This is a genomic window from Phycisphaerae bacterium, assembly GCA_019636475.1.
Classification (GTDB): domain Bacteria; phylum Planctomycetota; class Phycisphaerae; order UBA1845; family UTPLA1; genus JADJRI01.
Genome location: JAHBXN010000002.1, coordinates 513,602 through 535,347, shown reverse-complemented (window position 1 = coordinate 535,347; position 21,746 = coordinate 513,602). Strand labels below are relative to the sequence as shown.

Here is a 21,746-nt window from a genome sequence, read left to right as displayed (position 1 = left end):
TCCGGGAGCGCTGGTTTGCTCCTCGCGTTAGTTCGTGGGCATTGCGGGAGATGAAGTCGTCGACTCGCGGGCCGATGCCTCGATCGACTTTATGCGAGAACGCGATGCGGCCGTCCATTGATCGTCGGCCGCTTCGTGAGTGATCGCCTTGAATGCGATGAGGGCGCTGTCGCGCTGTCCCGCCTCGAGGAGCAGACAGCCGAGCAGGTATCGACCCGCTCGAGACTGTTTCACATCGCGGGGAAGCGCCGCCATGGATGATTCAATGATCCGAAAGCGCCAACGCGCTTCGGGTGATGCGAATTCGCCGATGAAATCGTTCGATGCCAGTTCTCCAAGCCCCTTCGCCAACCCCGAGTCGTCCTTCTCGATGGCCGCCCGATAGACGGTGGTCCACTGGGCTAATCGCAGATTCTCATCGTCATGGCTGATGCGCGACGTTGTCTCCTCGGCGGCGCGCATGCGGCCGGAGAGCATCTGGCCCCATGCAAGGCAAGCCAGTGTCTCACCGTTTGCACCGAGACTTTCGACGCGGAACTGCCAGAACTCCAGGATGCGATCGAAGCGGCGCTGCTCGGCCAGAATCTCATGCAGTGCGACGAACGGCTCCAGCAGGTCCGGCCGTTCCGTGGCGATGTAGATGTAATCCTGCTCGGCCCGATCGGTGTTTCCAATGAATGCCAGCGCCGAGGCACGATTCAGCCGAATCGCGATATTGGATTCATCCTTCTCGATCAATCGATCATAAACGGCGATCGCTTCGGCCGTGTGGCCCGCCCCGGACAGGGCGATGGCCAGTTGAAACTGCGCCTGGGCGTCATCCTCGCTCAGTCGGGTGATGCACTTCAGGTGATCAATCGCCTCCTGCCATCGCGATTGCGACATGAAATGGCGGGCGAGTTCGAAGTGGGCGGTTCGGCTGTTCGGATTGACTCGCAGAGCATCCTCAAGCGCTTCGACACCGGCCGTCGTGTCGCCGGCCTCGATCCGCCATCGCCCGAGTGTGGTGAGTGCCGGAAGGAAGCCGGGGCGCGATTGGATGAGCGTGGTCAGAATATCGATTGCCTCGGCACGTCGTTGAAGCTGATCGAGCACGAGCGCGAGGTGGTACAGCGTCGTCGAATGGCGCGGCATTCCTTTTAGCGCCTGTCGCAGCGCCTGCTCGGCGGAGCGCCAATCGCCCGCCTGTCGATAGGCCTCTCCGAGCTGCGCGAGTAGCCGCGGATTGTTGGGCCAGCGGCCCAGCGCGTCGGTGAGGACGCGCATCGCGTCATTCGGTCGATCGTCGAAATTCAGCGCCTTGGCGTACTCGTAATGGGCCAGCGGCTCGTCGGGATACATCGCAAGCACGCGCGCATCGCGCGAGACGGTATCTTTCCAGAATTGCGACTGGCTCCAGCAACGCAGTATCCAAGGCAGCAGGATCACCAGCATCGGCAAAACAAGGAATCGATGCGGCATCGAGGGTGTGAATCGTCGATTCAGCCAATCCGACGCGCGGACCAGGGCGGCCGCCAGCGCCAGGTGCAATCCGAAAATCGGCAGATACATATAACGATCGGCCGCAGCGAAGCGCCGCGCGGCCGGCGCCGCCATGAAGGGGGCGAGCAGCAGCACGAAAAGAACAATCCCGATATATCCGGTCGGCAGCCGCTTACGCAGCAACAGCGCCGCGAAAAACAGCAGGGCGATCTCGCCAATGCCGACGAGGGACGTCAGCGAGCCGAGCGGGACATCATTCGGTGGCGGCACCCACGGCGAAAGCGTGGCCGGATAAATGTAGTTCTCAAGGTAATACCGGGCACCGCAGAGAAATCGCACGACCGGTGTTGAGGCGAACTCCGAATCGTCGGTCACGAATCCCGCGACTCGAGAAGTGTACGCCGCGAGTCCCGCGCCCGCCGCCATAAGCAGGATGAGCGTCAGGTAGCGGAGTTTCGACTTCCAGGCCGACATCGCATTTTCGCGAAAGGCAATCCATGCCGCCGCGAACGGCACCGCGGGCAGCACTTTGCAGAGAAGCGCCGCGATCCAGCAGGAGACCGCGCCGATTGTTTGCGCGAATTGAGCGTGGGCGCTGCCTTCGCCGCGATCATTCCGGGAACTGATCGGTCCCAGGCAGATGAGCAACGTCAGCAGCGAAAACATCGCGCCGAGCAGCATCATCCGTCCCGACACCCACGCCACCGGCTCTATCGTGAATGGATGACACGCGAACAGAAGCCCGACCAGCAGGCCGATGGCCATCCGGCGGGAAATTCTCCATGCCAGCAGTGCCGCCAGTGCGGCATTGATGGCGTGTATCACCACGTTCGTCAGATGAAATCCGTAGGCGCTGACGCCGAATCGACTGTTCGGCAATCGATCCGCGAATGCCTGATTCAACTGGAAGCTGATCATCGGCAGCGGCTGGTAGAGATCGCCATGCACAGTTGTCATGAGCTCGATTGCGTGACTCAGGCTCGGCCGGGCGACCAGGAGGTGCTCGGTGACGAATCGCTGGTCATCGCCGCTGGTGAACCCCGCGGTGAGCGTCGCGTGCGTGGCCAGGATCGTGGCTGCGGCCGCGCAGAGCGAGAGCAGAACGCCGGCACGGCGATGCAGGCGCGCCGCGGCAGTCGGCAGAGAGGATGTCGTCGGCGATTCGCTCATTCCTGCATCACCTTTCCGCGGCTGTCAGGGCACGGTGGTTCAGCCTATCATGTCGGCGTGACCCCGGAAAGCATGCCCCATTCCTCGCGCATCCTTCGCCGCCTCCCCACCGCACACGGCGAATTGCCACTTTGCGCCAGCGGACTTGTCATGGCCATCCTCAATGTCACGCCCGATAGCTTCAGTGACGGCGGCCGCTACCCTGGCGTCGAATCGGCGGTTGAAAGGGCGGTGGAGCTTCAGGCGGCAGGCGCGGAGCTGATCGACATCGGCGGTGAATCCACCCGGCCGGGATCGTCCGGCGTGACCGACGAAGAGCAGGTCGCGCGCGTCGTGCCGGTGATAGCCGGCGCCCGCGCGGCCGGTGTTTCGGTTCCGATCTCGATCGATACGCGGTCCGCGCTGGTTGCGGAAGCCGCCTTGGATGCCGGCGCGGATATTGTCAACGACGTGTCATCAGCACGGCACGATCCTGACATGATCGGGCTGCTGGTGCGCCGCCAGCCCGTCTTTATCGCCATGCACATGCAGGGCACACCAGAATCAATGCAACAGGCCCCGCATTACAATGATGTGGTTGCGGAGGTATTCGCTTTCTTTCAGGAACGGACTCAGGTTCTGAGGGAGTCCGGGTTTGATGTCGCCTCACGATTGCTGGTTGATCCGGGCATTGGGTTCGGCAAGACGCTCGATCACAATCTCGCGCTGATCCGCAATGCCGCCTCCGTGTTCGGCGGATTGTGGCCGGTGGTGATCGGCGTCTCGCGCAAGCGGTGCATCGGTGAGTTGCTGGGCGAACAAAATCCGTCCGCGCCGGGAGCGGCCGCAAGCGAATCGCGTCAGGTCGGGTCGGCGGCCGCGGCGCTCTGGTTGATCCAGTCGGGTTGCGACATCGTTCGCGTCCACGATGTGCGCATGGTGTGCACGATGCGCGCCATCTGGCGGGCAATTCGCGGGCGATAGACCGCGACGATTACTTTCGGCCGGTCTGACCGCTCGATGCCGGCGCATCGCTGATCAACTGCGTGTCGTTCTCGTGCGAGCCGGTTTCCACGATGGTCGTTCGCTGGCGCGCCTGTCGAGCGCCGTAGTCCGGGTGGAAGAAGTTCAGCATCAGGCTGTAGAAATATCGCTTGCTGTGAGCGGCAAAGCCGTCGTGTCCGCCACCCTTGAGGACGATGCCCGCCACGTTGGGATTTGAAATTTCACCGAAAAAGTCGGCGATTTCCTGTGCATACGCCAGCGGGTCGCTCGCGCTGTGCAGGATGAGAATCGGCACTTTGGCATCCTGCATCTTGTGCCCGGAGGGCCGGCCCTTGTACGGAAGGAAGCGCAGATAGTCGAATCCATCTTCAATCGCTCCGGGGTAGGTAAGGGCCGTTCGCGCAAACTCACACTCGATGAGCCGGCGAAGACTGCCGTTCACCGACGTATACCCGTGGCGTTCCGCCCGCCGATTGATGGTACACTGCACGGCGTTGAGCACCGGATTTTGCGAAATGGACCAGGTACTGTCGAGCGAATCGACAATGTGCTCCAGATCCAGAACCGGTGAGATCGCGAAGATCCCGCTTTCAAAGTAGATCTTCTTTGCCCGCGGTCGCAGGAACGGTTTGAATCGCGGCGAAACGGAGGGATGGTCATCGGCTCGCGTGTTTTCCCATGCAGCGAGCAGCGAGAGATTCGCGCTCCAACTGAAGCTTACAATGCCCGTCGCCGTTACATGCGACTGAGACTCCAGCCATTCCGCAACCGTCACGAGATCGCCGGCTTCAATCGTGCCGAAGTTGTAGGCAATGTTCGCGTACCTGGCTTCCGTCCGGCCATGACCGCGAAACTCCAGCGAGACGACGTGATGGCCCGCTTCGACAAGCAACTGGCCGATGTCCTTCGCCCGCTTTCGCATGTTGTCGCCGAGCAGGCCGGGCAGAAGGATGATGCAATCCGTATCCATGATGCGGCCGTCGTGTCGCGCCCAGCCAACGCGAGCAGAAAGCTCAAGCTTATCCGAGATCGGAATCCAGATATCCTCGAATCCGTCCCATGGCGGCGCCGGCTCGTCCATGCAGTGTGAGTTGCCCGTGACTTGCGCGGTCTGCGAGATGCCGCTCAGGTTGCCGATGAATGTGTGCAGGTAGGCTTTGTTCTTCTTGAAATACTTGAGCACGTCGATCGGTTTTCCGTTCGCGTCAAGCAGCGATTCAGTCAACAGCGCTGGCGTCTGGCGATCTTCGTACGGCAGCAGGTGTTCCAACCGCTCGTGCACCAGGCGTGTCCACTCGCGCGCGTTACGCGGACCGACGGTGCGTGCGTCGCTGACGTACTCGATGCGATTAAGATCGAGCGTGAATGATCGCTCGTGGAAGCAGCCGAACTGCGGAATCGCGAGGATTGCAAGCAGGCCAATCGTCATCCGCAAGCGAGTTGTCGAACTCACCGAGCGTGGATTGAATCGATAATGCAACTGAAATCTCCGAATGACCAACCAGTCTGACCGACCGACCGTGAGGCGCGAAGCCAATGAGTGCACCGCCCGGGGTCAAGCGTGGGATAGGCATCAGTGTATCCGCAACGGCAACGTTTGGAATACCTCCAACGAGTGCGATCGCCGTGGATAAGACTGCGGGCGGCCGCTCAGATGCTCTCCCCGCATGCCGGGCAGCGCGGTGACGCCCGATTCGGCAGTGCATGCCCGCATTCGGGACAACAGGCCCCGTTTTCGCGGCCTTTCCTTCGACGAAGCGTCAATAGCGTGACGGCCGCGGCAACAATGATGAAACCCAGTATGGCGAGGCCACGCGGCATCAGGGTGTCGCTCCACGGTGACCGGCCTGGCGCGATTGAAAATCACTCGTCTGGTTCATGGACGGCTCACGACAGTATTCAGTATTGAATCAGGTTGCCGGTGTTTCGCCGAATGGAAGCGTTCCGAGCTTGGCTGTCGAGGCGGAATTGCGCACATTTTCGCTCTCTCGTATCGTGGCGGTGCGCGGCATTTTTTCTGATCGGGCGGTCAGCGTTTCGGGCTCAAACTCAGGCACGATCTCAATCAGGCGTTTGCGCAGTTCGATGCCGTCGAGCGAATCCGCTGCCGCGACGATGGCGTCAATCTGTCGACAAACCTTGTTCCAATCCTCTTTCTTGTTGCGCCAGACATAGATCTTTTCGTGGGTTGTCTTGCCCATGTCCTCACCGAGAACGCTGAGTTCCTCGTAGAGCTTCTCGCCGGGGCGAATGCCGGTGAATCGAATTTCGATGTCCTCGCCGGGGCGAAGCCCGCTGAGTGTGATCATCTCGCGGGCCAGATCGACAATCTTGACCGGCTCCCCCATGTCCAGCACGAAGATATCGCCGTCGTTGCCCATGGCGCCCGCTTGCAGGACGAGCTGCGATGCCTCGGGAATGGTCATGAAATACCGCGTCATGTTCGGATCCGTCACGGTCACCGGCCCACCCGCGGCAATCTGCTTCTGAAAAATCGGTATGACGGAGCCGCTCGATCCGAGCACATTGCCGAATCGGACCGTGATGAACTGGGTCTGTCCTCCCTGGCGGAGTTGCTGGATGTACATCTCGGCGACGCGCTTTGTGCAACCCATGACCGAGGTCGGATTCACCGCCTTGTCAGTCGAGATCATCACAAACCGCGCCACGCCATGACGCTTGGCGGCATCGGCCACAATGCGCGTGCCATGTATGTTGTTCTTCACGGCTTCGCCGACGTTGATCTCCATCATCGGGACGTGCTTGTGAGCTGCTGCGTGAAAAATCATGGACGGTCGATTTTCGCTGATGATGCGATCGACGCGGCATTGATCGGTGATGTCGGCGACGAGACAGGTGCGGGACACATCAGGAAAGGAGGACGCCAGTTCGCGATCAATCTCGAAGAGGTTGTTCTCGCCCTGCTCAAGCAGCAGGAGTCGGCTCGGACCGAATCGGCAGATTTGGCGACATAGCTCGGACCCGATCGATCCGCCCGCCCCCGTGACGAGAATCCGCTGCCCTTCGATTTGATGTCGGATCTTCTCCTGATCGAGTTCGACCTGTTCGCGGCCGAGCAGGTCCTTGATCTGGACGTCGCGCACCTGCGAGACGGCGACCTTGCCTTCGATAAGCGCCTCCATGGACGGAACGGTGCGGAACCGGACATTCATGCCCTCACACTGCTCGACGATCTTGCGGAGGGCCTTCTGCGGGGCATTGGGCATGGCAAGAAGCAGTTCCTCAATGCTGAACCGCTCGCAGAACGAACGGGCCTCCGAAATTCGGCCGAGCACGGGTACGCCGTGAATGCGGGAATTCTGCTTGGCGGGATCGTCATCGAGAAAGCCGACGACATTGTGTCGCTCGACCCGCATCCGCAGAATCTCGCGCAGCAGTGCTTCGCCCGTGTCACCCGCGCCGAGGATCAGGCATTGCCGGCTGCCCGAGGCCGCGACGTGCCGAACTTCCTCGTGATAAAGCCGGACGAGCAGGCGCGCGCCGCAGACAACGCCGATCGTCGCGCCCCAGTCGAGCAGAAAGACCGACTGGGGAAATTGAAGCGGTTCCCGATCGGAAAGAAATTGCGGATAGAACTGGGCCATCGCGAAGAACATCACGACGAACAGGAACGTGCTGACATGGCTGCCCATCGTGATTGCGCCAAGATCGCGCATGCCGACGTAGCGCCATGTGCCCCGAAAGAGATTCAGCCGCCAGAAGACAAGTGTCTTGATAAGGACGACCGGAGCCAGCAGCGGCAGGTAGAACGGCACGAGCCATGCGTCAAATCGCCGGAAGTTGAAGTAAAGCCCGAATGCGATAAAGAACGACACGGCGAAGAGGATGACGTGAATAATCCATGAGAGTGCATCGCGATAGCGGAGGATCCCTCCGCGAATCGGAGTTGCTTCACTCTTTTTGGAGTCCGCCATCACTGCTCACTCGCTTCTTTCCTTCTGATTGCCCCGCGCGGCGGCGCTTCGACCGACGCGAAAGGCACGCTCAACGGGGCGCTGGCGCAGACACCTCAGCGCCTGACGGCCCACTCATCGTCTTGCGAACCAGTTCGCGGAACCACTTCACGTGGGAAGTTCGATCAATCACGCTGCCCTGCCCCGACTTCTGCTCCTCAGCGCGGGCCTCGGCTTCGATCCCGACGATGGCGGTGTCAAGCGCCGACAATGCCGTTTGAGGGCTGCCATTAAGCAACTGGAAATACGCCATGAGCAGGCTCGAACGTGGACTGCTGCCCGGAAGCTTGGCGATGAGTGTGGACTCATCAACAATTCGGCGGAAGTCATTGGGATCAGGATACAGCACCCGCGGGTCGACGCGGAGATCATCAAGCCGGTCCAGCCGCTGATCGTACATTCGTTGGAGGGCTTGCGCGAGAAACAGGATCGACAGGTTGAAATCGCGCTGCTGGTACGATGTGATCGACAGAAGCGCGAGCGGATGCGGGCTTTCCGGAGTGGTTTGCTGATAAAGTTCGAATTTCTGCTGGGCCTGCGAGTATTGCTTGTTCGCAAAAAAATCGAGCCCTTCACGCAAATACTGCTCCCCTTTGGCGCCAAGCTGGCTTGCGAGCATCGAGTTGTACGTCCTCATGGGGGGGCCGTCGCTCGACATGCCCAGTTTCGGAGCCTCATAGACATCCGGCATGGGTGGCGGGATCGCGCCGCTCGCCTCCCGCATGGTCGCGGTGGAGGGTGACCAGATCGGCATCGCGGGCGGCTGCACGGCGCCTGCCCATTTGCCATCCTGTAGAATGTAATCCTGATGTCCCATGATCGAAGCCGTGCGCTCGGCAAGTGCCGATCGCGAGCGCAGCAAGTTTCGGCGTGACATCATGTTGTAGATCGGGTCAATTGAGCTCGGTGGCGCCGCGAGCAGGCCGTCGCGCTGGTTGTTGATCATTCTGGCGAGTTCTGCGCGGATCTGATCGCTCCGGCTCGAAACGCCGCCGTAGGCGCGGATTCCGCCGACACCGGGGCGATTTCGGCTGGCTCGGGTCGCAAATCCGGACGCCGACGCGGTATTGAGACGCTGCCCGGGGCGAATCCGCGATTCAGTGCGGCGCATGGACCGGGCTGTCGCTTGCGCATCCGCATCCGCCGGGGCCGATACGATCAGCGCGAGCAAGATCAAGAATGGCTTTGACTTGCGCATCGGGAACGCTCCAAGTTCAATTCAATGAACACTTTATGCTATCGGCACTTTTCTGTTCAGTCAACACACTCAAACGCGCTCCGGCCGATGGTTCACTGTGCGCCGTTGCAAACCGGGGCGTGTGAATCATTGGGATTCTCGGAGTCAAATTCGTACTGAATGCCGTTAAGATCTCGCGCGGGTCGCAATCAGGAAGACGGCGCGATCCAATGAACTGTACGACGATGGATCAAGGCGGGGTCAGACACGCTCCGAACGGTACCACCGACGATGGCTCGGATCTCTTTTTTCAAGGTTTCGTTGGCGGCAAAATGCCGCATTTTGTTCGGTCTGGCCGTGCTGCTGATCGTTTCTGCCGCGCTGTTTGTACCGTGGCTGCGTATGAGAGACCTCGTTCACTTGATGAACGGTCAGTTGATTCGCCAGACCGGGCGGCTGGCGATCGCCCGGTCCGAACTGGGAGCGGATAACTGGGAGCTCAAACAGCGGGCACTGGAAACCTGGTGGCCGAGCAATGCGGCGAAATACGGCTACACCGGACCTGCTCCGAGGCTGATACGGTTATCGGACCCTAATCAGCCGGTCGCTCCGCCTGATGCCGATTCGTTCACCCGGGAAGCGATCGACGAATTCATCCGCAACCCGAGTGCGTCGGAGCTTCCGCCCAAGTGGGACTCCTCGAGCGGCGCGTTCGTATACCGCATGGCGTTTGCGGTTCGTTCGGCCGGAGGCAAGTATCCGGCGGGGGCGTTGCTCGGGATCGTGGCAGTGGAATATGTCGCGCCACGGGCGCGGGTGGATTTTCTCATCAATTTCGGTTTGAGCCTGATGGCGGGGGCGCTCGCGGGCATTCTGGCCGTGCTGGTGTTTTACCTCATCACTCAGAAGCTGATTCTCTCGCCGGTTCGCGAGTTGACGGAAGTGGCGGAAAGCGTGTCGCAGGGCGATCACAGTATTCGCAGTTCGATCGCGACGGGCGACGAATATGAGGAGCTTTCTCGCGCGTTCAACGCGATGCTTTCGCACCTTGAGGCGTCTGAGAACGAATTGAAGCGGATCAACAAGAGCCTCGATACGAAGCTGGCGGAACTGGCTGAGCGAAATGTCGCTCTCTTCGAGGCCGACAAATTGAAGAGCCAGTTTCTGTCCATCGTGAGTCACGAACTGCGAACTCCGCTGGCGTCGATCATCGGATTCGCCGAGCTGCTGCGCGAGGCCTCCAGCGCCGAGGGCGGTCGCGCGCTTCGATACTCGGAAAATATCATGTCGAGCGGACGCATGCTGCTGGGCTTGATCAATGATCTGCTCGATCTGGCAAAAATCGAAGCCGGCAAGCTGGAACTCCACCTGGGCGGGGTCAACATGGAAGAGATGATCCGCAACCTGCTGGATTTCATGCGGCCGCTCGCAGACAAGAAGAGCCTGCAACTGTCGATGATCGCGGCCGAGGGCGTTCCGACGATCACTTCGGATTCAGGACGGATTCAGCAGATCCTCTACAATCTCCTGTCCAACGCCGTGAAGTTCACACCGGATGGCGGATTGATTGAAGTCAGCCTGTCGGCGCTGAGTGGCGATCACGTCAGCGTCAAGGTGCGAGACACCGGCATCGGCATTCCACCGGGCGAGCTGGACAATGTCTTCGAGAAATTCAAACAGATCGATGGCTCGATGACGCGCGAGCACAGCGGTACCGGGCTGGGACTGGCGATCAGTCGTGAACTTGCGATTCGACTGGGCGGAACGATTCTGGTATCCAGCGAATTCGGGAAAGGGTCGGAGTTCACGGTGGTACTGCCTGTTGCCGCACCCGAGGGCGCGATTGACACCATGACGAGCACGATCAACCTGGCGGACTAATGCAAGACAAAGGCGCGGCCCGAACCGGGCCTTCTCGCGGCGGATTCTGATGGATTCGAATCAACCATCTGGTGAATCGGTGCGAACCGCGCGGCGGCCGAATTGGGTGGCGCGGGTCGTCCTGTTGGCGGCCGCAGTGGTCATTGGAGCGGCGGCTGTTGACCTGGGCGTGCGTCTTTTCGGCATTGGCCCGGGTCATTTTGCGCCGCGGCGCTTCGAGCCCGACGGCCGGGTTCCTTTTGTGCGACTTGCGAACGGTCCGATCTCCTACCAGCCCGGCGCGCGGTTTTCGTCGGTGTACGACGGGCCTTCCGGCGCGCCGTTCACGACCGGGCCGGTGCGGTACTCGATCAATCAATACGGGCTTCGCGGCCCGGAGATGTCAATGTCGCGGCACTCCGGCGTGATCCGTATCGCGTGCCTTGGTGATTCATTCACATTCGGCGAGGGAGTGGACGATGCGGCGGTGTATCCCCGCCGGCTGGAGTCGCTGCTCAATGCAGTCAACGGCGGGGCGCCGACCCGGCCAGCCGATTCGGCGCCCGCACGGTATGAGGTGCTGAACTGCGGTGTCCAGGGGCACGGAACGATTGATGAGTTCCTCTATTATCGCATGTACATCAGCAAGTTTCGGCCGGACGTGGTCGTGCTTGGATTCTTCCTGAATGATGCGATGGACGGCGCCGAGACCATTCGACAAAACGACGAATGGACGACGGACCAGCCGCTTTCACGATTGTCGCACATCTCCCGAATCAGCGAAATTCTGGAGCGTTCGCGCGCCGCGGATCGATTGCAGTCGGCCTACTTCGCGGCGATCCGCGAAAGCTTCGAGTCGCCTCGATGGTCGCTTTGCAAGCGAGCGCTGACCGATCTCCGGGATTTGACCGCGCGGGACGGCTGTCGACTGATTGTCGCCATCTGGCCCGTGTTGTGGGAGCTGGATGGCCGTTATCCGTTCAAGGACATTCACGGCCTGATCTCCGCGTTTTGCGCGGAGCAGGGGATTGCGTGTGTGGATCTGCTGGAGACCTTCACCGGTCTTGACGCATCGTCTCTCTGGGTTCACCCGATGGATCATCACCCAAACGCGACGGCGCACGACCGTGCGGCCCGGCTGCTACTGAAGATGTTCGTTGACTGAGCGATCGTGCCATTTTCGTGATGCTTCATTTCGACGTAGTGCACCGCCAACGTGGATTCGGGCATGCCGCTTCAGCGAGCCCGGGTCCGCATCGATTGGCTCGGGCGCGAGCGATGGAGTTCCAGCCGCAACAGGTTGAGTGCGGCCTTGGCGGAGCGGTCGCGTACCTGATCGCGGCGAAGATTGTCTCCAAGACGCAGTTCCCTGACGATCGTTTCGGTCGGAGTCGCAAGGGCGACATACACAAGCCCGACCGGTTTGTCGCTGGTTCCGCCGGTGGGGCCGGCGATACCGGTTACGCCGATCGCGAAGTCGGTGCCCGAGATGCGTCGGCAGTTTGTCGCCATCGCGTCGGCCACCTGTGGGCTGACTGCGCCGTTCGCCGCGATGAGCGCGCCCGGCACTTCAAGCAATCGTGTTTTCGCGTCGTTGGCGTAGGTTACGAAGCCCTGCACGAAACAGGCACTCGAGCCGGACACGTCCGTGACAAGTTTGGCGATCAGCCCGCCCGTGCATGACTCGGCGGTGGACAATGTCAGATTCCGATCGATCAGCGTGCTGACGGCAGCGGTTGCAAGCGTATCTTCCGTCGCGCCGAAAATAACGTCACCCAGCCGGTTTCGTATTTCCAGTTCGTCCGCATCGATCAGGCGTTTAATCTCGCCGTCGGTCGAACCGTGGGCCACAATGCGAATCGAGATGATCAGTTCGGCCGCGCTGGTGCCGACCGTGGGATTGCGATCCCGCCGCATCAAATCAGCGATTCGCTCGCCGACCTCGGATTCGCTCATGCCAAAGGTGCGAAGCACTCGCTCTTCGACGATTCCGGCGTCGCTCGATGCGATCTCGGGCCGGACGGTTGCCTCGAACATGGCTTTCATTTCGTAAGGCACGCCTGGCAAAATGAAGAACTCCGCCCGATTGAGCGTTGCGCGAATTCCCGGCGCGGTTCCGTGCGGGTTGGGGATGGCGCGAGTGCCTTGCGGAAGCATGGCCTGCTGCCTGTTTGCCGGGTACATTGTTCGCTGGCGCGATTGAAAGTAGCTCTCGATGTGCGCCAGGCTCTCGCCATGCAGTTCCAGCGGCACCGACATCGCAACGGCCAGGGCTTCTCGGGTGAGGTCGTCAGGGGTGGGACCGAGCCCGCCGGTGACGATCACGAAATCCGCATCGTGCGAAGCCGAGAGCATCGCATCGCGTATCGGTTCCAATTCGTCGGCGATCGTGACGTGTCGAGTGCAATGCACACCGACCGATGCAAGTTGTCTTGCAAGCCAGGCCGAATTGGTATCAACAGTCCGGCCGCCGGTAAGCTCGTTTCCGATGCTGATGAGATGAGCGATCTTCATGGCTTGTCAGGCTGATAGCGCGCCGCCGCTTCGGCGAAATAGGTTTGTCGCCAATCCGGACCGAGTCGGGCGGCGACTTCGTCGGGGTACGCCGCGACGACCGCGGCCTGATAGGTCCGATCGACGGCAGAGTGAGTGTAGTAGAGCAGCATCCCGATAGCAGCGGCGAGGAGCCATGTGACCGCGGCGGACCGTGCGATTCGGCGGAGGGATGCTTCGATGAGGATGCCAGCGGATGCGATGATACCGACCACGACCGGGAAGAAGACGAGATCCGACAGGAGCGTCAGTCCGAAGAACCGTCCAATCCAAGCGTGCGCCGCGACGGGCAGTGCGCAAAGCAGTGCAAGCGCCGCGGCGAGACCGATGGATATGATACGTCCGATTCGCCAGGCGGGATTTGCTGCCGCCGCTCCGGCCAGCGCGGTCGCAGCGCCCGCGCCGAGGGTGACGATCGCGAGATCGATGAAGGCGGTGATGGAGTAGAACTGGTCGAAGCGGAGTCGGAGGCTGACCGCCGCGATGTATGCGATGATCAGGCCGAATTGAGTGAGCGCCACCCCGCGCTTCGAGATGACGGCGGCCGCCGCACTGGCTGAAATCGGCTCGGATGGGTCAGCGGGTGCGGCGATCGATTTTTGACGGCGCGTGCGGATCCACCATGCAAAGGGCAGCAGCAGTATGGCGGTGACCAGTGTAACGGCCGCTCCGACGGCAATCGCGACGGCTGTCAGCGCTGCAATAAAAAACGTGATGGACGTGCGATATTCGCTGGGGGCGACGCTGCGCGCCGCGGTCCAGCCCTGGTTGCAGAAGTCGATATCAGCCGCGGCAGCCCGCGCGACGAAGTCGCTTCGGAATTTCCGGGCGCCCAGGGCAATCTGCGCGGCCGTCTGCCGGGTTGCCTGGGCGAGCAGATCGGCGGCCAGCAGGCGAGTGGGGGCATCACGTTCACTGTCAAGCACGCCCCATGCACAGGCCGCCGCCCACTGATCGCAGAGCGCGGCGTCGGCATCTCGGCCGGCGACGCGCAGCGCGTTCGCAAGTTCAGTAAGTGTGCTGATGAGCTTCGGAAGTGCGCGCCAGGCGCCAAGTCGCGGGTCCACATGGATAAGGCGCCGCATCTGCCAGCGAAGGGATGCCATGACATCGGCACGATTGAATCGTCCCTCGAGCGTGGCGGCCCAGATGTCAAAGAGCGGGGCAGAATAGAGTTTGGCGCGACGGGCCGGCGTGGAGCCTTCGATGATCTCGCGCATCGAGGCGAACCGGCGGCCGGTCTCCACGTCGTGATCGGCGTCGGTTTTCTCAGCGAGAATCGCCCGATCATTCAGCACGGCGTAGGCGATGCGGGACGTCAGATTGTCGAGGTCGGCCGCGACAAAAGCCGCGGCCTGGTTCATCACGGATGCGGGCTGCTCCTCGCCCAGATCGACGCGGTTGAAGGTGTTCATGAGCGAACTCAATGCGGCTCGATTCGGTCCGTTCGGGTCTGCGCGAAGGCGATCCCAGAAAGCCTCTTCGATTGGTCGGGCATTGGCCTCGGCGGATTGCGTCTCAGACTGGGTTAATGCGGAGATGATCGCATCGGGCCGGATGGCGTGTTGCACCATCAGGGCGCTCAAAATCGCCGCGGCGAGGGCGAACGCCATCGTTCGGATCCACCCCGCGCCGGAGGGCAGGCCGGGCTGAAAGCGACCGCGCTGTCGTCGGGCTTCGACGCGGGAACGATGCGCGGCTTCACCACGCGTTGCCGGATGATCGCCGGATTGTGACGAGCGTTTCGGTGGTTTCACGCGAGTACGTTCAAGCCGACGGCGGGCGTTGTCAATCGGGGATCGAGTGCCGGCGGCTCGGTTGTCAGATCACGTGGATTTTCGAGGTTTTCCTCGTGGAACAGAGCGGTCTTCGGTTCGCTTGACGGCGGGATGATGTTCGGGCGGCGTGTAATGGTAAGGCGAAAGCGCCGCGCGGCGGCACAATTCGATCACGCGGCGGACAAGCGTCTCGTCGTTGTCGATCGTTTCGTGCACGAGACCTTCGTTCGTCACTTCATGAGCCAGCAACTGTCCGGTCACCGGTCGGCGATTCCACCAGTCGTCATACCAGTAGTATGGGTGCTGATCGGCCAGATTGGATGCCCGCGTGGATACGAGATCCGCTCCCCAGCGCCTGCTTTCGGGATTGCACTGATTGTAGTTTCGAATACACAGGGCATTGTGACCGATGGGGATCGGCATCGGCTTTTCGTGCGGCTCCGCGAATCCGGCCTCGCAGTCGTTGTGGGGCCAGTCCTTGTTATATGCGTCGAGCGTGATGACCAGTTTGATGAACCTGGACTTGTGACGCTGGGCGAAATGCCGAACGACCTGCGTCGCAAGGAATGCGCCGTGACCGTGGCCGACAAGAATGACATCGTCGTTCGGCCGGGCTTCGATGTCTTTCACGATGCGGAGCCAATTGTCGGGCTGATAGACGCGGGCGTGAATTTCCTGTCGCGTCAGCTCGTCGCAGATCAAATCAAGCCCGTCGGATTCGTCGAGGGAATCGCCTTCGATGAGATACACGGCCGGACCGGAATAGACGCGGGGTTCAGAATGCAGGCAGCCTGATGTGAAGACCAGTGCGACCAGTCCGATCGCGATGGCGGAGGGTTTTCGGTGAATAGATCGACGGTGGAAATCCTTGAGGAGCATCAGACTTTTTCCTCACAAGCGGGCCGCGGTGGCCGTTTCGGAATTACAGCGCGCCGGCGACACCGAGTGATGTTTCGATGGCATGAACAACCTGTGACACTTCGAAGGGTCTGCCGATCACGGCATCATATCCGTCCTGCCGAAGACCGACATGTTCTCCGGATTTCGACGAGCCGGCGAGTGCGACGAGTCGGCAATTGGCGAGTTCAGGCACGTTTCGAACGGCGTTCAAGCTTTCGCGGGCGTCGAGACCGGGCATGGTGGAATCGATCAGCATGACCTGGGGCATGTACGACTGCGCCACCGCTCCGGCTTCGAACGCGGTGTGAACGACGCGAACGTCATAACCGGCGTTGTTTGCGAGCGCGTTGGAGAGCAATTCCGCCACGCTGCGATCCCGCTCGACGATAAGTACGCGCGTCGTGCCGCTGTCGAGTCCTTCAAGAGGGATGTTGTGGGCTCGCATGAATCGAATGAGCTGCGCCAGCGGAATCCGCCGGTCTTTGCTTCCGGGAATGCGATAGCCGCGGAGCTTTCCGCTGTCGAACCACTTGGAAACCGTGCGCGGCGCGACCTTGCAGAGTCTGGCGACTTCGCCGGTGGTCAGTACTTCCTTCGGCCGATTCATTGGCGCGTACCCGTGGCAATCGAATCGCGCGTTCCATACGCGGATTCGGCCAGTCTAGATCGGCTCTTCGCGGCATGCTGTGAGGTTAAATGGGCTGATTCGGCGTTCCGGCCTGGGTTTCTGGGGATGATGGACCGTGTGGCTCCGATAAGTCGTTCAGTCTGGGCGCTCGTGGGGAGCGCGCCGCGTGCGTTGCAGTTGGAATGCGCGGGCAGGTCTTAGTCGTCCAGTTCCTCGTATTCTTCGCCCGGCGCAAGCACATTCGAGATCGGCTGCATGGAGCGGAGTCCGTCGAAGCTGAACACGAGCCCCAGAATAGACAACACGTACGCGATGATCGAGCGAACCAGCCACACCCAGCCTTGATGATCGGTGAAGACCGTGTCCGATGCGTCGCCGACTTCGATGACCATTTCGCCGCTGGCGATGCACCACCGCGCATAGCCGAGCATTCGGCCCGGCGGGTAGAGCGAGGCAAGTTGTGAGCGGAATTCGTCGTTGATGCGATCGTTGACTTCCTTGATGGGAGTATTGTCTCTTGCGGCGCGGGCGCGCAGCTTTCTGAAGCCCGCAAGGCCGGCGACGCCTTCGGCGACGTGATGATATTCCCAATAGAGCGCAAATGGCGCATTGGCCGTCGCCATGAGAATCGAGAAAAGGATGATGCGGGATCGCGTGACCGGGCGCAGTGTCCGCGCCAGGCGAAACGCCGTTCCTCCCGCGATGAGTCCGGCGAGCAGGTAGCCGAACAGGCCGCTGTAGAACGGAAGCCAGATCACCAGTCCGAGGAGATAGTCGAGTGAGTGCAGAACAAGCGACGCAACAGCCGCCACGGCAAGCCATCGCGGTCCCCGCTTCATCTTGGTCGCGTTTGACGAGGCATCGCTCGCATTCGTAGCAGGCTCGTCGCTCATCAAGCCTGAACGATAGGTCGCTGTTGACGGTAAATCAAGCGAGTTCGTGGCCGCTGAGGGTGGTCGGTTCTGCGGATGCGTTCGCAATTGCACGTCCGGTTCGGCGGGGATAGAGTATTGGGTTTGGATTGGGAAGGTGTGCGAATCCCGGTGTTGGACTGCCGCCTTTCTTGATTTTGGAAGGACTGATGATGCGCTCAGACTTTTTCAGCGCGAAGCGAGTCGCGGCCACAGGTCTTTGCATGATGTTGCCATTCGCGATGTTGGTGGGTTGCAAGGACGATAACGATGGCAAGCCGAAGATTCGGCAGCGAGAGGGCATTGCCAAGCGGATCGATACGGAGAATCGCATCGTCGCGATGTCGATCGCCAATAAGGATGGCCAGACTATCGATGTGGAAGGCACATTCCGGGAGGACACTTCGGTCATTCTGAATGGCCGCACGGCATCGATTTCGGATATCCGGCCTGGGGATAAGGTTGAGGTTCATGGATATAAAGAGGGCGAAGGCCTGGCGATGAAATGGATCGCCGTCAAAGTCGTGGTGAATCGCCCGGAAGAACAGGACTGGAAGACAGCCGGGAACAAGTCAGGCGAATCTTCCGCGACAGGATCATCAAAGACGCCGGCGCCGACGACCCAGCCGGCTGAAGATTGAACGGACCCATAAGAGGCTGAGCATGGATCGAATCCGCGCGCGTGCCATTGCTGGTGCTCGATCGAATCGCCGCGATCGGGAATGCCGGTGAGGCAGTCGCTCGCTACGCCGCGCCGGACCGGAACAGGGAGAACGAAAATGTTGGATCGGATAGTCAGGTCGATAGGGAAGTTTGTTGCCGGCGCAGCGTGCTGCCTGGCGTTGACCTTTGTGGTCGGTTGTGGCGACAAGGACAGCGGCCCGAAGGAGAAATCTGAACCTGCGAAACACACTGAACCAGCGGATGAGGGTTCGAAGGCCACCGGCGACAATCACGCTGCGGCGACGGACTCCGGCGAGTCGCATTCACACGATGGGCATTCGCACATCGATGAATCCGCCACTAAATCGCCGCAAGAGAGCGATGCCCACGCGCATGCCGAGTCGGCGGCTCAGCCTTCTGACAAGATCGGGCAGCCGTACGAAAGTCAGGAGGTTGATCGTCAGGCGATTCTGGACGCGCTTTATGCCCAGATACGGCTTCAGATGGAGCAGGCGATCGCCGAACGGAAGGAGTTGCTCAGTTCGGGGACGCCCGCTTCCGACGAGCGCGTCCGGGCACTTGAGGGCCGAATCATGAAGGCTCGCGGCTACCTCATCGAGAACGGCGAATTCGTCGAAGATGTCGATCCGCCGATTGTCGAACGCCAGCCGGGCTGATCTGCATCGCCTGCCATTGCCGCGCGACCGTCAAGCAGGCCGTGCCGGCACACCGATCATGTTTTTCGATTGACGATGAAACCCGTCAGCGCGAGCAGCTGAAACGCGATGGCGAGTTGAATTCGAAATGTCGCGGACTGGGTTTCTCCGTTCACCGCTGCGAACAGGCCGAACGCGAGAGCGCAGACCGCGAAGGCCTGCGCGATCGCGCCACCGAGCTGCGCGAATGAGAAATCCGTCGATTGCTTTTCGCGCCGCATCATCCGCAGCTCTTCAAGCAATTGCCCCATCGTCGGCTCTGGCGGTTTGTTCTGTCGCAGTCTTTCAATTTGATCCGAGTCTTTCGCCGGAGATGCGCTTGGAGTGGCGGTCGTCGCTTCTTTCGCGGGGCTGATCGCTTCGCTCGGTGCGGCTTCGGGTGCAGTGTGAATCGCCGGGCGTTCTGAGGCGCCGGTGGGCGCCGTGGTCTCCTGCCGCCGGGGCTGTTCGGCGGGCGCAGGGGGGGAAGCGGCCGTCAGCGTTTCACCCAAGCTGGATTGCTGCCTGGCGGGTGTCGGCATTGATGAATTCGGTGCATCCGCGGATTCCGTCGGTTTTTGCACGGACGCGGATTGCTGAATCTCGGCGACTGGCCGTGATTCGTCCGCAAGCTGCGGGGCAGGCGCCGGCGCCGGAGGAGTGCTTTGAGCCACTTCGTCCCGCACAGAGGGTTTGGTCGGCGGGCGGCTGGATTCGGCCTCGACCACGTTTCTGCGTGAAGCGGCGGCAGCCGGTTCGAGAATGCGGACGTGCGGATCGGCGACGCGGACCGCGGGCGGAGCGGCCACGGCGACAGCTCCATTCGTATTGTGCGACGATTCGGATTTTGACTTGGGCGCATTCGAAGCGGGTATGGAAGGGGATGCGGGCAATGGCCCGTGCGTTCTTGAAGCGCCGCCCTTCTTCCCGGATTTCCGATTTTCGGTCGCGGTTCCAGCTTCCGGCTTCGGCGCTAATCGTGCGGTCGTTTCGCGAATCACGATGTCCGCCGCCCGGGCGAAACCGGCTGCGGTGAAATCCGGCGTAACATTGTCGGGAATGGGACCATTGCCAATGAGGATGGTACGGCAGCCGACCGCCATGCCGGCAAGCACGTCCCGATCCGAATCGCCGATCATCCAGGATGCCGCCAGATCGAGGTTCATGTCCTCGGCGGCCTGAAGCATCATGCCGGGCTTGGGTTTTCGCAGATCGCTTTCCTTGCGATACGCCTCGACCACGGCATCGGGGCCGGTGAGAAACGGGCAGTAATAGATGGCATCGACGCCGGATCCGCTCTCCTGAAGCAGTTCCTGCATGCGCTGATGCACCGTCGCCAGCTCCGCCTCGGTGAGATAGCCTCTGGCCACACCCGACTGATTCGTCACGACGACCACGGGAAAGCCCGCGGATCGCAGCCTCGCAACGGCTTCGCCGACACCGGGCAGCAATCGCACATGCTCCGCATGCCGTAGGTAGCCGGGGTCGTGGATCAATGTGTTGTCGCGGTCGACGAAGACCGCCGGCCTTTTCTGATTCACGAGTGTCCTTCGCCCGTTCCCGGGCCATTGTGTGCGTCGTCGACGCCGACCGATCGGCCCGCAATTCGTATTCGTGTCGAGGCGACTCATTATGCGCCCGTCCAGCCTATCGCACCAGATGGGCGCGGCGAGCGCCAGTCGTCAAAACTCCTCGACCCCGATCGATTCGCCCGGCGGACTCTGAGCTGCCTTCATGGCCGGCAAAGCGGGAAATCGGCTCAGCATTTCGTCCATGCGCTCGGCCACGAATCGTTCACCGTCGTCGCAGAATTCGATTTCCACATTGAGAACCAGCAGGCGACAGCTGCGGTCAGGCCATCGCTCCAGCAGCTTGACGGCGTCTTTCTCAGTCGTGACCACGGCATTTGCCTCCAACGTGAGAGCCACGTCGCAAAGCGCGGTGATTTCGTCTGCGGAATAGTCGTGATGGTCGGGGTACTCGTAGGCCGCGAGTACCGAGACGCCGAGGCGCTCCACCGATCGACGAAAGCTCTCGAAATTACCGACGCCTGCAAAGATCACGGCCTGCACCGCGCCGGGATCCTGCCCCGGCAGGAAACATCCGGCGACATCCTGAAAGCCGGAGATTCGGTGGACGGCCTGTACGAGGGGTTTTCCGCCTGAGCAGCGGCGAATTGTCGCCAGGAGCAGCATTTTGTCAGACGGATCGATCTCGTCGCTGCGTGTCAGAACGATGATATCGGCTCGTTTAAGTGCCGAGGGGGGTTCGCGCAACAGGCCGCGCGGCAGCATCCGCCCGTGGCCAAACGGGTTTGTGGCGTCGATGAGAACGAGATCGAGATCTCTGGCGAGCCGCCGGTGCTGGAAGCCGTCGTCCAGCACGAGCGTATCGCATCCTGCGGAAATGGCAGCCTTCGCGCCGGCCACACGGTCTGCATCAATGACGATGGTCGTATCGGGGCATCGGCGTTGGAGGACGCGGGCCTCGTCGCTTTCGAGGGTCCAGGGCGGCGTCGGCTGATCCGTCGTCGCGGTGGTGGGACGACCCTTGTATCCGCGTGTGAGAATTGCGACCGTGCGGCGTCGATCGGCGAGCATTCGCGCGATGCGAGCGGCCATCGGCGTCTTTCCGGTGCCGCCGACCGTGATATTACCGATTGAGATGACCGGTTTCTCGACGCGCCGGCGCGCTGTCGAGACGAGGGTGTAATACAGATTCCGCATTCGGATAATCAGCTCGTAAGGGATGGCGAGGCAGGCCAGTCCGAATCGGGCAAGTCGCGCCCGGAAGCCGACCCGTCGGCCGGAGACCAGATCGAGAAATGTGCTTCGCCGGGCGGACATGATCGGAGAGTGTATCAGAAACGGCGGTGATTGCGGCGGTGACGTTGACTCCCGGCGTCGCGCGCCTTAGTCTGCGATCGGCAGGGGAAGCGAATCTCGACCCGAAGCGTGCAAAGGCGTGAGTC

16 protein-coding genes are annotated in these 21,746 nt (G+C 61.2%); 5 read left to right on the top strand and 11 right to left on the bottom strand.

The genetic code is table 11. The features are described from left to right. Positions 1-27: 27 nt before the first annotated feature. Positions 28-2,652 carry a tetratricopeptide repeat protein gene (locus KF841_05210; protein ID MBX3394744.1) on the bottom strand — a complete coding sequence of 875 codons (2,625 nt, stop codon included), beginning with the start codon at positions 2,650-2,652 and terminating at the stop codon, positions 28-30. 72 nt (positions 2,653-2,724) lie between these two features. Here KF841_05210 and folP point away from each other — a divergent pair, with 72 nt between their 5' ends. Further along, positions 2,725-3,615 carry a dihydropteroate synthase gene (folP, locus tag KF841_05205; protein ID MBX3394743.1) on the top strand — a complete coding sequence of 297 codons (891 nt, stop codon included), beginning with the start codon at positions 2,725-2,727 and terminating at the stop codon, positions 3,613-3,615. Positions 3,616-3,625: 10 nt separating this feature from the next. Here folP and KF841_05200 read toward each other — a convergent pair whose 3' ends face one another. From KF841_05200 to KF841_05190, 3 genes are all read right to left on the bottom strand, one after another. Beyond that, positions 3,626-5,089, bottom strand: a complete 1,464-nt coding sequence (locus KF841_05200; protein ID MBX3394742.1) for a hypothetical protein — start codon at positions 5,087-5,089, stop codon at positions 3,626-3,628. 457 nt (positions 5,090-5,546) lie between these two features. Beyond that, positions 5,547-7,571, bottom strand: a complete 2,025-nt coding sequence (locus KF841_05195; protein ID MBX3394741.1) for a polysaccharide biosynthesis protein — start codon at positions 7,569-7,571, stop codon at positions 5,547-5,549. A gap of 70 nt (positions 7,572-7,641) precedes the next feature. Further along, positions 7,642-8,808, bottom strand: coding sequence for a hypothetical protein (locus KF841_05190; GenBank protein ID MBX3394740.1), 1,167 nt, complete (start codon positions 8,806-8,808; stop codon positions 7,642-7,644). A 270-nt stretch (positions 8,809-9,078) separates the two neighbouring features. Between KF841_05190 and KF841_05185 the strand changes: the two genes are divergently transcribed. After that, a complete protein-coding gene (locus KF841_05185; GenBank protein ID MBX3394739.1) occupies positions 9,079-10,668 on the top strand; it encodes a HAMP domain-containing histidine kinase in 1,590 nt (529 codons plus the stop codon). A gap of 49 nt (positions 10,669-10,717) precedes the next feature. Beyond that, on the top strand, positions 10,718-11,812 hold the full coding sequence (locus tag KF841_05180; GenBank protein ID MBX3394738.1) for an SGNH/GDSL hydrolase family protein: 1,095 nt from the start codon (positions 10,718-10,720) through the stop codon (positions 11,810-11,812). Positions 11,813-11,883: 71 nt separating this feature from the next. Here KF841_05180 and KF841_05175 read toward each other — a convergent pair whose 3' ends face one another. From KF841_05175 to KF841_05155, 5 genes are all read right to left on the bottom strand, one after another. Then, entirely contained in the window at positions 11,884-13,161 is a 1,278-nt protein-coding gene (locus KF841_05175; protein MBX3394737.1) for a competence/damage-inducible protein A, read from the bottom strand. After that, complete coding sequence (locus KF841_05170; protein MBX3394736.1) at positions 13,158-14,813, bottom strand: hypothetical protein; 1,656 nt, start codon at positions 14,811-14,813, stop codon at positions 13,158-13,160. The genes KF841_05175 and KF841_05170 overlap by 4 nt, the downstream gene beginning before the upstream one ends. 213 nt (positions 14,814-15,026) lie before the next feature. Then, positions 15,027-15,857 (bottom strand): hypothetical protein, encoded by an 831-nt coding sequence (locus KF841_05165; protein ID MBX3394735.1) that lies wholly within the window; start codon positions 15,855-15,857, stop codon positions 15,027-15,029. A gap of 43 nt (positions 15,858-15,900) precedes the next feature. Beyond that, on the bottom strand, positions 15,901-16,485 hold the full coding sequence (locus tag KF841_05160) for a helix-turn-helix domain-containing protein (protein ID MBX3394734.1): 585 nt from the start codon (positions 16,483-16,485) through the stop codon (positions 15,901-15,903). A gap of 218 nt (positions 16,486-16,703) precedes the next feature. Continuing rightward, entirely contained in the window at positions 16,704-17,399 is a 696-nt protein-coding gene (locus KF841_05155) for a hypothetical protein (protein MBX3394733.1), read from the bottom strand. A 188-nt stretch (positions 17,400-17,587) separates the two neighbouring features. On the opposite strand from KF841_05155, the gene KF841_05150 reads away from it, so the two are divergent. Then, positions 17,588-18,058 (top strand): hypothetical protein, encoded by a 471-nt coding sequence (locus KF841_05150; protein MBX3394732.1) that lies wholly within the window; start codon positions 17,588-17,590, stop codon positions 18,056-18,058. A 138-nt stretch (positions 18,059-18,196) separates the two neighbouring features. Further along, a complete protein-coding gene (locus tag KF841_05145; protein MBX3394731.1) occupies positions 18,197-18,757 on the top strand; it encodes a hypothetical protein in 561 nt (186 codons plus the stop codon). A 56-nt stretch (positions 18,758-18,813) separates the two neighbouring features. Here KF841_05145 and KF841_05140 read toward each other — a convergent pair whose 3' ends face one another. Together KF841_05140 and lpxK are read right to left on the bottom strand one after the other, a co-directional pair. Further along, positions 18,814-20,316 carry an HAD-IIIA family hydrolase gene (locus KF841_05140; protein MBX3394730.1) on the bottom strand — a complete coding sequence of 501 codons (1,503 nt, stop codon included), beginning with the start codon at positions 20,314-20,316 and terminating at the stop codon, positions 18,814-18,816. 141 nt (positions 20,317-20,457) lie between these two features. Next, positions 20,458-21,621 (bottom strand): tetraacyldisaccharide 4'-kinase, encoded by a 1,164-nt coding sequence (lpxK, locus tag KF841_05135; protein MBX3394729.1) that lies wholly within the window; start codon positions 21,619-21,621, stop codon positions 20,458-20,460. Between the last annotated feature and the right edge of the window lie 125 nt (positions 21,622-21,746).

Coding starts and splice junctions, on each gene's coding strand:
- KF841_05210 (MBX3394744.1), bottom strand. CDS start 2,652: ATGAGCGAATCGCCGACGACATCCTCTCTGCCGACTGCCGCGGCGCGC.
- folP (MBX3394743.1), top strand. CDS start 2,725: ATGCCCCATTCCTCGCGCATCCTTCGCCGCCTCCCCACCGCACACGGC.
- KF841_05195 (MBX3394741.1), bottom strand. CDS start 7,571: ATGGCGGACTCCAAAAAGAGTGAAGCAACTCCGATTCGCGGAGGGATC.
- KF841_05190 (MBX3394740.1), bottom strand. CDS start 8,808: ATGCGCAAGTCAAAGCCATTCTTGATCTTGCTCGCGCTGATCGTATCG.
- KF841_05185 (MBX3394739.1), top strand. CDS start 9,079: ATGGCTCGGATCTCTTTTTTCAAGGTTTCGTTGGCGGCAAAATGCCGC.
- KF841_05180 (MBX3394738.1), top strand. CDS start 10,718: ATGGATTCGAATCAACCATCTGGTGAATCGGTGCGAACCGCGCGGCGG.
- KF841_05175 (MBX3394737.1), bottom strand. CDS start 13,161: ATGAAGATCGCTCATCTCATCAGCATCGGAAACGAGCTTACCGGCGGC.
- KF841_05170 (MBX3394736.1), bottom strand. CDS start 14,813: ATGGCGTTCGCCCTCGCCGCGGCGATTTTGAGCGCCCTGATGGTGCAA.
- KF841_05165 (MBX3394735.1), bottom strand. CDS start 15,857: ATGCTCCTCAAGGATTTCCACCGTCGATCTATTCACCGAAAACCCTCC.
- KF841_05160 (MBX3394734.1), bottom strand. CDS start 16,485: ATGAATCGGCCGAAGGAAGTACTGACCACCGGCGAAGTCGCCAGACTC.
- KF841_05155 (MBX3394733.1), bottom strand. CDS start 17,399: ATGAGCGACGAGCCTGCTACGAATGCGAGCGATGCCTCGTCAAACGCG.
- KF841_05150 (MBX3394732.1), top strand. CDS start 17,588: ATGATGCGCTCAGACTTTTTCAGCGCGAAGCGAGTCGCGGCCACAGGT.
- KF841_05145 (MBX3394731.1), top strand. CDS start 18,197: ATGTTGGATCGGATAGTCAGGTCGATAGGGAAGTTTGTTGCCGGCGCA.
- lpxK (MBX3394729.1), bottom strand. CDS start 21,621: ATGTCCGCCCGGCGAAGCACATTTCTCGATCTGGTCTCCGGCCGACGG.